The organism is Wolbachia endosymbiont of Oedothorax gibbosus (assembly GCF_936270435.1).
Classification (GTDB): Bacteria; Pseudomonadota; Alphaproteobacteria; order Rickettsiales; family Anaplasmataceae; genus Wolbachia.
On the sequence record NZ_OW370567.1, the window covers coordinates 480,520 to 493,413 of the forward strand.

Annotated in this window: 11 protein-coding genes; 5 read left to right on the forward strand and 6 right to left on the reverse strand. The window is 35.9% G+C overall.

Annotated elements, in window-relative coordinates:
* Window positions 1-130: 130 nt before the first annotated feature.
* Window positions 131-412 (reverse strand): helix-turn-helix domain-containing protein, encoded by a 282-nt coding sequence (locus NBW39_RS02440; protein ID WP_250295508.1) that lies wholly within the window; start codon window positions 410-412, stop codon window positions 131-133.
* 25 nt (window positions 413-437) lie between these two features.
* The gene (rpmG, locus tag NBW39_RS02445; protein WP_250295509.1) at window positions 438-638 is read right to left on the reverse strand and encodes a 50S ribosomal protein L33; all 201 of its coding nucleotides are present in this window, start codon (window positions 636-638) and stop codon (window positions 438-440) included.
* 150 nt (window positions 639-788) lie between these two features.
* Between rpmG and NBW39_RS02450 the strand changes: the two genes are divergently transcribed.
* From NBW39_RS02450 to NBW39_RS02470, 5 genes are all read left to right on the forward strand, one after another.
* A complete protein-coding gene (locus NBW39_RS02450) occupies window positions 789-2,552 on the forward strand; it encodes an Rne/Rng family ribonuclease (protein ID WP_250295510.1) in 1,764 nt (587 codons plus the stop codon).
* Window positions 2,553-2,639: 87 nt separating this feature from the next.
* Entirely contained in the window at window positions 2,640-4,562 is a 1,923-nt protein-coding gene (dnaK, locus tag NBW39_RS02455) for a molecular chaperone DnaK (protein ID WP_250295511.1), read from the forward strand.
* 88 nt (window positions 4,563-4,650) lie between these two features.
* The gene (locus tag NBW39_RS02460; RefSeq protein WP_370273756.1) at window positions 4,651-4,935 is read left to right on the forward strand and encodes a BolA family protein; all 285 of its coding nucleotides are present in this window, start codon (window positions 4,651-4,653) and stop codon (window positions 4,933-4,935) included.
* 7 nt (window positions 4,936-4,942) lie between these two features.
* Complete coding sequence (gene metC, locus NBW39_RS02465) at window positions 4,943-6,184, forward strand: cystathionine beta-lyase (protein ID WP_250295513.1); 1,242 nt, start codon at window positions 4,943-4,945, stop codon at window positions 6,182-6,184.
* Complete coding sequence (locus NBW39_RS02470; protein ID WP_250295514.1) at window positions 6,159-7,571, forward strand: Mur ligase family protein; 1,413 nt, start codon at window positions 6,159-6,161, stop codon at window positions 7,569-7,571. Before metC ends, NBW39_RS02470 begins: the two co-directional genes overlap by 26 nt.
* A gap of 1 nt (window position 7,572) precedes the next feature.
* Here the strand turns inward: NBW39_RS02470 and NBW39_RS08690 are convergent, their stop codons facing one another.
* The 4 genes from NBW39_RS08690 to uvrA all read right to left on the reverse strand — a co-directional run bounded on the left by NBW39_RS08690 (window position 7,573) and on the right by uvrA (window position 12,814).
* Window positions 7,573-8,334 (reverse strand): ankyrin repeat domain-containing protein, encoded by a 762-nt coding sequence (locus tag NBW39_RS08690; RefSeq protein WP_370273757.1) that lies wholly within the window; start codon window positions 8,332-8,334, stop codon window positions 7,573-7,575.
* A gap of 157 nt (window positions 8,335-8,491) precedes the next feature.
* Complete coding sequence (locus tag NBW39_RS02480; protein ID WP_250295515.1) at window positions 8,492-9,217, reverse strand: ComF family protein; 726 nt, start codon at window positions 9,215-9,217, stop codon at window positions 8,492-8,494.
* 105 nt (window positions 9,218-9,322) lie between these two features.
* Entirely contained in the window at window positions 9,323-9,964 is a 642-nt protein-coding gene (locus tag NBW39_RS02485; protein ID WP_250295516.1) for a hypothetical protein, read from the reverse strand.
* A gap of 54 nt (window positions 9,965-10,018) precedes the next feature.
* Entirely contained in the window at window positions 10,019-12,814 is a 2,796-nt protein-coding gene (gene uvrA / locus NBW39_RS02490) for an excinuclease ABC subunit UvrA (protein ID WP_250295517.1), read from the reverse strand.
* Window positions 12,815-12,894: the final 80 nt, after the last annotated feature.

Consider the following 12,894-nt stretch of genomic DNA (forward strand, 5'->3'; position numbering starts at 1 on the left):
TGTAAAGGCTTTCGTGTTTACCAACTTAGTGCCCAATCTGGATCCCAGACTGGGATGACAAGAAAGGGAGCACTGGAATTTTTGTTTCAGCATTAGCCATGCATCTGAACAGATACAATAAACTTGTCCTTTATATTAATGCAGGTTTAGAATTATGCTTTATTCTTACGTTTATGTCTTGGTCCAATGCAATCAATAAGTTAAGCAAGTATTCTAAGGAGAACCCTTCGATTTTTGACCTATTGATTTGAGATACTTTAGGCTGATCAATCTTTAGAGCGATTGCTGCTTGTTTCTGTGTTTTGTACTTTTTACCTATTAATTGTGCAATGACCTTTATTAATTTCAGTTTTGTATCTTTCACATCCCCCAATTCTACCATTATGGGGTAACTTAATTGTAAACTTTGCATAATAATAAAATTCCTTATAAAAAAATTACTTTAGTTTTTCTTCTTTAAATAACACATGCTTCCTGACTACTGGGTCATACTTCCTAAACTCCAGTTTTCTGGTGAGCTTTTTTGGATTACGCTTTTTTACATAAAAATAACCTGTTGGTTTTTCTTCACCAGTTTTTGTTGTCTTGATTGCAGTGCTAACTAACTTAACGAGCAAAGAAGCATTTTTTTTTGCCATACTTATAATGATATAATAAATTCTATGCGAGTTTATTACGCAAAACACTAAAAGTCAACCGAATAATGCAGATCGTAAAATTCTTGACAATCAACAGTGAATTAGATAGCATAAAGTTAACTTCAGAATGAAAAGCAAACGGTAAAATAAGTGACAAATAGTGGTAAGAGGTTATTATTAATAGAAAATTCTATCTGTTCTAATGAGGTAAGAGTTGCCTTGTCAGTTAATAATAAGGTTGTAGAATTTGAACAGGAATTCAAGGAAAAAAAACAACTAAGAGGTAATATATACGTTGCTTATGTGAAGCGTATAGAGCCTTCTTTGCAAGCCGTATTTATCGAATATGGAAAAAATAAGCAAGGTTTTTTGCCTTTTTCCGAGATATCTCTAAATTACTTCAATATTCCAGAAGAAGAAAAGGAAACTATCTTTGAGGGCTACTCAAATGACGATTGTACAGAAGAAGTCTCAGCAAATGTTTCTTCAGACTCTGCAGCTAGTAAGAATGTCAATGAGTCAGGTGGTGGTTTTGTAAGAGAGGTACCTTTATATAAAAAATACAAATTACAAGATGTTATTTCAGTAAATCAAAAAGTATTGGTTCAGCTAACTAAAGAGGAACGAGGCAATAAAGGAGCTTCATTTACAACATACATAACTTTAGTGGGTAGATACTGTGTTTTCATGCCAAATTCCATGAGTAAAGGTGGAGTGTCTCGCAGAATTGAAGATGCTAATGTCAGAAAGCAGTTAAAGGATATATTGAGTTCAATAAACTTGCCAAAAAGATCAGGTTTAATAGTAAGAACTGTTGGTTCAGGAAAAAATAAGAAAGAAATTGAGCAGGATTACAATTACTTATCCTCATTATGGCAGAGCATTCAAAAAAATGCCTTCTCTGTAAATTCTCCATCATTAATTTACAACGAAGCAGATGTAATTATGAGATCTGTTCGTGATTTTTGTAGCGATGGTATAGAAGTCATAGTATCTGGGAAGGAAGCTTTTGAAGCAGTGAGACAATATACTAAAAATGCATTAAAAGGTAGTAAGTTGCGTTATAGATTGTATAGAGGTTCTATCCCAATCTTTACTTACTATGGAATCGAAGATCAAATTTCTGAGTTATATAGCAATAGGGTAGAGTTGCCATCTGGTGGGTCTTTGGTAATAACTTTAACTGAGGCGTTTGTTTCAATAGACGTAAATTCAGGAAAGATGACAGGAGAAGATAGCATAGAAGAAACAGCTTATAGAACCAATATGGAAGCAGTACCTGAAATATCAAGACAGGTGAATCTTAGGGGCCTATCAGGATTAATAGTAGTCGATTTTATTGACATGTTGAAATATCAGTATTGCAGAGCTGTTGAGTCTGCTATAAAGCAAGCGTTTAAAGACGATAAAGCTAAAGTTCAATTTAGCTACATAAATGACTTTGGTTTAATGGTATTTTCAAGACAAAGAATTAAACCAAACATACAAGAAATTAATACTACAGAGTGTTTACACTGCAAAGGTATTGGAAGAGTAAAATCAAACGAAGTAATTGTTTCATCAATACTAAGGGATTTACAACATATTGCTAATAAGAACCGAAATAGGTCTTTTGATTTAGTAGCGCATAGTGCGGTTATAGCGCATATTTTTAATAATAAACGGAATACAGTTTCTACAATCGAAAAAGAGTTTAATATTACATTGAACATTAGTATTGATAACAGTTTAGATGTAAATACATTTGTTTTAAAACAAGGAGATGATGTTAATTCAAACGGTTATAAGCCATTACAGAACTCTGGATACCAAATTGAGGATAGCAGCAATGAAGAAGCTGATAATTCAAATAAACTACGAGCCAATTTTTGGCTGACTAAGTGGCTTTCGCGCCTTTTAAATTCTAATAACTAATTAGAAACCCTAAATTGGCCTTGTAATTAATAAGTCCTATACTTATATATTCTTATATCAGATAATATTTACAATGGGGTACTCATTATGGGAAGAGCAATAGGCATAGATCTCGGAACAACAAATTCTTGTGTTGCAATAATGCAGGGCAAAGATACAAAGGTAATAGAAAATAAAGAAGGAGCAAGAACTACTCCGTCTATAGTCGCATTCACTTCGTCAGGAGAAAGGTTGATTGGCGCTCCTGCAAAAAGACAAGCAACCACCAACGCAAGTAATACCTTTTTTGCTACTAAGAGATTAATAGGCCGTCAATATAGCGATCCTGAAATGAAAAATCTACAGGTGCCATATACGGTATTTGGAGCAAAAAGTGGTGATGCATGGGTTAAAACAACTGATAATAAAGAATACTCTCCTAGTCAAATTGGTGCATTTATACTACAAAACCTGAAAGAAGCTGCGGAGGCTTATCTTGGGGAGGAAGTAAAAGATGCTGTGATAACAGTGCCAGCATACTTCAACGACTCTCAACGTCAAGCAACAAAAGATGCAGGAAAAATTGCCGGATTAAATGTACTCAGAATAGTAAATGAACCGACTGCTGCAGCGCTTGCTTATGGTCTTGATAAGAAGCATGGGCACACAATAGTGGTATATGACCTTGGTGGTGGTACATTTGACGTTTCAATACTTGAAATAGGCGATGGAGTTTTCGAAGTGAAAGCGACAAACGGTGATACCCATCTTGGAGGTGAAGACTTTGATAATGCAATAGTGAGTTATTTACTAGATGAATTTAAGAAAAGTAATGGCATTGATTTGAAAAATGATCCAATGGCTATGCAAAGAATCAAAGAAGCTGCTGAAAAAGCGAAAATTGAATTATCAAGTGCAATGGAAACGGAAATAAATCTACCGTTTATTACAGCTGATGCAAGTGGTCCAAAACACTTAAATATGAAATTAACGAGAGCAAAACTTGAAAGCTTAGTGAATGATTTAATCGAAAGAACTATGGCTCCTTGTAAAAAAGCTCTTGAGGATGCTGGTTTGTCTGCTAGTCAAATTGGCGAAGTGGTTCTTGTTGGTGGCATGACTCGTATGCCAAAAGTCATAGAGAAAGTTAAAGAATTCTTCGGTAAAGACCCACATAGAGGGGTCAATCCTGATGAAGTTGTGGCAATTGGAGCTGCAATACAGGCGGGAATCATTCAAGGTGATGTAAGAGATGTGTTACTACTTGACGTAACTCCACTTTCTCTTGGTATTGAAACTCTAGGAGGAGTATTCACTCCACTTATTGAACGTAATACTACTATTCCCACTAAAAAATCTCAGGTGTTTTCAACTGCAGAAGATAACCAAACAGCCGTTACAATTAAGGTACATCAGGGTGAAAGAAAATTAGCAGTTGATAATAAACTACTTGGCCAGTTTAGTTTGGAGGGGATACCTCCTGCTCCACGCGGAAGGCCACAAATTGAAGTAACATTTGATATAGATGCAAATGGAATAGCGCACGTTTCTGCAAAAGATAAAGCTACTGGCAAGGAGCAAAAAATACGAATTCAGTCTTCAGGTGGTTTATCTGATGATGAAATAAACCGAATGATAAGAGAAGCTGAAGAAAAAGCACAAGAAGATGAAAAGCATAAAAAATTCATCGAAGTTAAGAATCAGGCGGATAGTTTAGTTCATTCTACAGAAAAGTCTCTGACAGAGTATGGTGATAAAGTCTCATCTCAAGATAAATCTGCTATTGAAAATGCACTAAATGAACTGAAAGAGGCTAGTAAATCTGATAACGTTGATGACGCTGATTCAATACAGCAGAAAGTCACTAATCTTTCTCAATTATCTATGAAACTTGGAGAAGCTATGTATCAAGCATCTCAACAAAATAGTGCTGAAAATGGCTTTTCATCAGAAGGAAATCCAAATGATAAAGAAGAAAAAATAGTAGATTCTGATTATCAAGACATAGATAATAAAGAAGAGAATAAGTAATTGTGTATTGTTATATCACTTTTCCTGTCATCCGAGTAGCTGACACTGGGATGACAGGAGGAGCATATTGTTGCTTAAAGAAACCATTATGGACATTATTAATGCAATAGAAGAAAAGATACGCAATTCGATGGATGTAATTGATATCAACATTATCGATGAGTCAGCAAAGCATGCTGATCATTATTTTGCTTCATCTTCAACACTACCTTCGCACATTAAATTAATATTAATATCTGACGGCTTTATTGGAGTGAGCATTCTAAAAAGACACAAGTTGATTTATGAGTTATTGAAGGATGAGATAGAGTTAATACATGCAATTTCTCTTCACTTGTATACGCAAAACGAATACAATTTAAAAAATAAATAATAAAAATGTGAAGGAAGAATCTATATTAGTTAAAGCAGGAAGAAAATTTAATGACTATAAAGGTTCTATGAATCCACCAGTTTATCATTCTTCCACCATATTATTTCCTACTTATAAGGATTACTTAAATGCAGCAAATGGAGAAAGTATATATGATGTGCTAAATGATGGTGTTGCAAGGGATTATAGCTACAGCAGTGTTGGCACTCCTACTGTTCATTATCTTTCAAGTGCGCTTGCTGAAGTTGAGGGTAGGGGGCAAGCATTAATCTATCCTTCCGGATTGTTTGCACTTACTTTTGCTATTTTGACTTTCACTAAAGCGGGTTCGCATGTCTTGATACAAGATAATAGTTATTACCGACTTAAGAGATTTGCCGAAAATGAACTACCAAAAAGAGGAATAGAGGTAACTTTTTATGATCCAATACAGGATATAGCTAGTTTAATTCAGAATAACACTTCGTTGATAATGATCGAGACTCCTGGTTCTGTAACGTTTGAGATTTCGAATGTAGAGCATATAGTAAAAGTTGCTAAAGAACGTGGAATCGTAACCGTTTGCGACAATTCATGGGCCACTCCTTTGTTATTTAAGCCGCTTGATTATGGAATTGATGTTGCACTATATGCGGTGACAAAGTATCTAGCCGGTCACTCGGATTTATTGATGGGGGCTATTATTGCAGAAGGTGAAATTTTTAAATCACTTTATGAGAGCTATAAAAACTATGGAGTGACCGTTCAATCGCACGACTGTTATCTTGCACATAGGGGGCTAAGAACACTGCACATACGTATGAAAAGGTACCAAGATACAGCAATGGAAGTAGCAAAGTGGCTAGAAAAACATTCAAAAATCAAAAAAGTCTTATATCCAGCACTTCCTTCCCACCCTCAGCACGAATTATGGAAAAGTTATTTCAAAGGAGCAAGTGGCGTATTCAGTGTAGTGCTAGATAGAGCATATTCATGTGAGGAGCTAGGCTGCATGGTTGACGATATGAAAATTTTTAGTATCGGTGCTTCTTGGGGAGGGTGCGACAGTTTGATATTACCAATAGATCGTAGATCTATGTCAAGATCTGTAATGAATTCAGATTATGGTGGAAGTTTCGTGCGGATATGTTGTGGACTAGAAGATTCTGAGGATTTGATCTCTGATTTGAATGCTGCACTAGCAAGACTGCCATGTTCGGACATTAAAACTGACGAAGTAGGACATGAAACTGAGAGAATTACTGCATAGTATCATTGATGTTGACTTTGATATTGAAGTCAAGGGTGTTACATGTAATCCCAAGAGAGTCAAGGAAGGTTATCTTTTCGTTTGTGTGTCAGAAAGGGATAGGATTTACATAGATCAGATATTATCTTTTGGAGCTAAAGCGATAATTGCAAGTGATTGCATAACAAATGGTGTCATTCCAGTGCGTGACAATGGAATCCATATTTTCCACCCAAACCCTCAAGAAATATACAGCGAAATAGTCAGCAGGTTTTATCAATTCAAACAGCCCAAATATGTTGCTGCCGTAACAGGCACAAATGGCAAGACTTCAGTAGTAGAATTTTGCCGCCAGATTTGGCAAAATGCTGGTTATGATGCAGCATCTATAGGAACACTTGGAACATGTATCAATAATGACAGAGAAGATAATAGCGATAATCTTACTACTGCAGGTGCAGATGACCTTTACGCAACATTACGTGGTATAAATGTAGAGCACTTAGCATTGGAGGCTTCAAGTCATGGAATTGATCAATACAGAATCCATGGATTAAAGTTAAGTGCTGCAGCTTTTACTAATTTCTCGCAAGATCATTTAGATTACCATAAAAATCTTGGTGAATATTTAGAAACTAAAAAAAGGTTGTTTTACGAGGTATTACCAGAAGGAAAAACAGCGATTTTAAATGCGGATATAGATGAATACTGTGCATTGCTTAAGATAGCTGAAAAACGTGGTAATAAAGTTATAACCTATGGGAAAAAAAGCTCTAATATTACTTTATTAAAGCAGATACCAACTCCCGATGGTCAACACCTGACAATTAAAATTGGTGATGAAATTTATGAGACGTTTTTCCCAATTTTGGGGCAGTTTCAGGCATATAATCTGCTATGTGCAATTGGTATATCTGGATTAAATTACAGAGAAATATGCGTAGAAAAACTCGTTTCTCCATCGGGAAGAATGGAAAAAGTGAAACCTTTTGCATTTGTGGATTACGCTCATACTCCAAGAGCACTTAAACAGGCTCTGTTGTCTTTAAAATGGCACTTCAATAAAAAAATAGTTCTAGTTTTTGGCTGTGGTGGAAATCGTGATAAAACAAAACGCGCAGAAATGGGTAAAATAGCACAAATGTATGCAGACAAAGTGATAGTCACAGATGACAATTCGCGAGATGAGAATCCTGCAGAAATTCGTTGTGGTATTTTACTACATTGCCCTGATGCGCTAGAGATAGAAGATAGAAGAGAAGCTATAGAGAAAGGAGTAGATATTGCCTATAACGAGGGTATGATTCTGCTAGTTGCAGGAAAGGGGCACGAAAGATTTCAAATCATAGGGAATCAAACTTTTGAATTTAGTGATGTTGAGGTTATTAAAAGTAAAGTTTTATCTTGACCTATATACTCTGACCAATTTCCTGTACAGAGCTCTCTGTTCCTTCCATTTTAGTGTTAGGTTTTGACATTACGTACGCAATGCAAACAGATACTAATGCAATGGATACAGATATACCAATAGTTACTAGTATAGGTAATTCAACAATGTATCCAATACCCGCCACTATCAATGCAGTTGCAATACCACCTACAGCAATCATTTTTGCTTGCCTTTTTTTCTTACATTCCATTTCTCTCTTATGTTTTTCTTCTTCTGCTTTCTTTAAAGCAGCAGCATTTTCCTTATGCTTCTCTTCTTCTGCTTTCTCCAAGACAGCAATCACCTCTTTGTCTGTAGCAAACATACTGGGAATGGAATTATTATTATCTAGTGCTAAAGGACTAGCTCCTTTATTTAACAGGCACCTCACTGCATTTATATGATTATTAGTAGCAGCAAAATGCAGCGGTGTTGAGCCAAGTTTAGAACATGAGTGAATATGTGCTCCTTGCTCCAGTAGTAATTCTATTATTTCCGTATTACCGCTGCTAGCGGCACAATGCAGAGCAGTGTGTCCACCACCATCGCATGTACTAACCTCTGCACCTTTCTCCAGTAGACGTCTTACTGTTTTTACTAAGCCTTTATGAGCAGCAATGTTTAACGCAGTAGTATAATACCTAGAAGCATGGGTAATCTCTCGCCGTATTTCAAATAAATGATCTATGTGAAAATCAAGTCTTTTCCACTGATTGTATGTATCTTGGTTACATGCGAGCAGCTTTTACTTAATTTCTTCAATTATGTCACTTTCTTTTGATTCTTGCTCTATTTCTTGGAATATAGCATCAATTTCTTGCTCTTTTATACTCATACGCTCCCCAACAACTATTTACTATAAATTATTTTATAGATAAAACAAAAACAAGTCAAGATTTTTACGTAATAGTTTCACAATCATTCACCGTTCTTGCAAGTGATAGCACTCTCACTTCTCTTGCACCGGAGTTTAAAATTTCTTGAGAGCAAGATCTTACAGTTGCTCCAGTTGTTACCACATCATCAACTAATATCACGATTTTATTTTCGATAATTTCTTTGTTGCTTATTTTAAAAGCCTTCTTTAAATTTTTTTCACGCTGTTTAAGTGAAAGACCAGCTTGAGGCGCAGTATGGCGAAGACGTTTTATTGCAAATGGTGTATAAAATAAATTGGATAACTTACTCAATTCTTTTGCAAGCAATGCTGCTTGATTATATTTACGCTTGAATAAGCGCATTTTATGTAACGGTATAGGAATTATGACCTCTGCGTTCTGAAACGTATCCTGATTAGCTTGGTGTATCCACTTTGCATAGATTTTTACGTAATTCAAATTATCAAAAAATTTGAAATTTATAATCATGTTTTTACTATGTTGATCATAAGCAAAAACTGATCTTAATACTTTAAACGGTGGAGGATTGATGATGCACTTACCACACGTATGAATATTGTCTGAGATTACTACGCCACAAACATTGCAGTAATGCTTAGTTAGAAAATTGATTTTTTTGTTGCATTCACTACACAGATTAAGATTTTCATCGATGATACATTCGCAACTTACGCATACGCTTGGAAATATGAGATTTGTAGCTTTTTTTAGTAAGAGAAGGTTCACAACTCATTAAATATATTATAAAATTTATATAGTATAGCTAAAGTAACTTGTGCTTTCACTTTTTATTTCATCTCAATATAATTCAAACTGCTGAAAAAGCAGAACTTATAACTCAGTTTGCGGTATACCATTGACTAAAGTAGTCTCCGAATCACTCCAATGAGATAAACGATGATATTTTTCTGGCTCCTGTATTTCACTTAACTTACTTTGCACTTTGTTGCAAGCCCACACAAGTGGCGTTATCATTGACGCAGCAGCCCAAATGATAGCAGCGCAAGCATAACTTACAATCTTGTTAAATACTCTAGATACTGTATCAGCACAATCTTGTCCCATTTCTAAAAACATGTTTGAATAATCAACTAACGACTTTGTACTTGCTTTTAAATAATAGTCCCCTGTTATTTTTGACAATAACTTGGCTGGAAAGTATGACAAATATGCCACCATCAAAAATAAAGGTTGCAATATTATGCTAGCTGCTAGAAAAGCACCCCGTTCACAAAGTGGAAACACTTCCTCTGCTCTGTAACCTACATACTCACAATTTTTTATATATTGATCATTATAATCGCCTTTACTCTCAACTCCACAAATTACATCTTTCACAGGGCCTAATATATTATCAACATAATGTACAGACTTATAGAAACTATTTTCTGGAACTAGTGTGCAATCTTCTGCTCTCTTAGCAGGTACAACTCCATATTCAACGTACCTTCTAAAGTATAGATATACTGACATTCTTATCTCCAAATCATAAATATGCAACCTAGCCTAATATAATTAAGAAATAGTTTATAATAAATACGTTTTAAGATACCTGCCTGTAACACTCTCTGGAATTTTTGCCACTTCTTCTGGAGTTCCAGTAGCAATCACTTCTCCGCCTTTTATTCCGCCTTCTGGTCCGATGTCTATTATATAATCTGCAGTTTTTATAACGTGCAAATTGTGCTCAATAACTATAACAGTGTTTCCCAGATCGACTAATCTATGGAGTATTTTTAGTAAGTTATTTATATCTTCAAAGTGTAATCCAGTTGTTGGCTCATCAAGAATATACAATGTTCTTCCGGTAAATCGTTTTGATAGCTCTTTGGACAGCTTTATTCGTTGTGCTTCACCCCCAGACAACGTTGTTGACGACTGTCCGAGTTTTATATAGCCAAGCCCCACTTCCTGCAAAGAAACCAACTTTTCTTTTACCATTGGAAGGTTTTCAAAAAAATCACAAGCCTGATCTATCGTCATATCAAGCACATCAGAGATTGATTTTCCTTTATAAGTAACTTCCAATGTTTCACGATTATACCTTCGCCCTTTACACTGCTCACACTTCACATAAACATCTGGTAGAAAATGCATCTCTATCTTTAAGTGCCCATCGCCTTTACAAGCCTCACACCTTCCCCCTCTGGTATTAAATGAAAACCGACCTATATTATATCCCCTTGCTTTTGACTCCGAAAGACCTGCAAACCAATTTCTTATATGAGTAAACATACCGACATATGTTGCTGGATTTGACGCAGGGGTTCTACCAATTGGCGACTGATCAACTTCTATAACTTTATCTATATATTCAAGGCCTTCTATTCTATCACACCGACCATACCGTGCAGACGAATGATGTATCTTATGTGCTGAATATTTATATAACGTTTCTATGACTAAACTTGATTTCCCCCCTCCTGATATTCCAGTAACACAAATAAGATTCCCTATAGGAAATTTAACGTTTACATTTTTTAAGTTATTTTCACATGCATTTATTACTTTTATGAACTGAGTTGCTTGCTTTCTTCTCCTTGGAATTAAAATTTTTTTCTCTCCACTCAAATATTGTCCTGTTATGCTCCCTGAATTTCTTTGCACCTGGTCTGGTGTTCCTTCTGCAACAACTTTTCCACCATTTACGCCAGCTCCAGGACCAATATCAATCGCATAATCAGCAGCCATTATTGTATCTTCATCATGCTCAACAACGATTACAGTGTTACCCATGTCTCTCAAGTCTTTCAGTGTAGCAATTAACCGATCATTATCGCATTGATGAAGGCCTATCGAGGGTTCATCAAGCACATACAGCACTCCTGTTAAACCAGAGCCAATTTGCGAAGCAAGTCTGATCCTCTGACTCTCACCGCCAGAGAGAGTGCTAGATTCTCGATCGAGCGTTAGGTAATTCAACCCTACATTCTTTAAAAATGCTAGCCTCTTGATTATTTCATTTAATATTTTACTTGAGATTTGCTTCTGTTGTTCTGTGAGCTTGTCTGGCAAATTTTCAAACCACTTAAGGGATTCATCGATGCTGAGCCTAGATATTTCACCTATATGTCTGCTATCAATTTTCACTGTAAGTGCTTCTTTTCTCAATCTATAGCCAGTGCATTCTCTGCAGTGAGTGACAGAGCAGTATCGCTCAACAAGCGTTTCATCATAATCCATCTGGTTCTCCAAGATACTGGTCAAACCTTGAAATTTATTAGAGCCAAAGAGTATCATATCTTTTACTTCTTGACCTATGTTCTTCCACGGAATATCAAGGCTAAATTTGTAATTTTCAGCCAGTGATAGAATTGCATTTTTTAGAAATCCATAACTTGTGTGCGTTTGGCGTGCTGTCTGTCCTACTGGCTTTAAAGCACCTTCAGATATTGAAAGTGTTTCATCTGGCACTATCAGCTTTACATCAACAGCCAGCTTTTTACCAAGCCCATTACACGCACCACATGCACCGTAAGGGCTGTTAAAAGAAAATAATCTTGGTTCTATTTCCTCAAGAGTGAAACCAGACTCGGGGCATGCAAAATTCTCTGAAAAAGTCAGAATTTGACCATTTTTATACTCAGAATTATGGTTGTCAGGTAGGTTTACTACTTCTACATACATTAGACCATTACCAAGTTTTAGTGCGGATTCTATACTACTTGGCAGTCGATTTCCTATATCGCCCAATGTTGATATTCTATCTGCAACCACAAAAATGTCGTGTTTCTTGTTCTTATCGAGTTTAGGCAAGTTATCTACATTGTACACTTCACCATCTATTTTGAACCTTATGTAACCTTGTCTTTTAATTTCCAATATCTCTTTGAGATGTTCTCCCTTTCTACCACGCACAACAGGGGCAAGTATATATATTTTAGTTTCTAAAGGTAACGCAATTATAGTATCTACAATTTGAGATACAGTTTGCTTTGTTATCGGTAATCCAGTTGCAGGTGAATAAGGAACCCCTATTCGTGCATATACTAAGCGCAAGTAATCGTAAATTTCGGTAACAGTTCCAACTGTTGACCTTGGATTTTTTGAGATCGATTTCTGGTTGATAGATATTGCAGGGGAAAGACCTGTAATCGACTCAACATCTGGTTTATCCTGAATGTTGAGAAATTGACGCGCGTAAGCTGATAGGCTTTCAACGTATCGGCGTTGGCCTTCTGCATAAATCGTATCAAATGCGAGACTAGATTTACCAGAACCACTAAGCCCAGTTATAACAACTAGCTTATTTTTTGGTATATTGACATCTATACCCTGCAGATTATGTTCTCTTGCACCCTTAACTCTGATGAAATCGTCCATACGTCATATACCCTTGACTATTACAGCCCCAAAATACATAAATTTACAACAACTTTCTACTAATTTTTTCAACTATTACG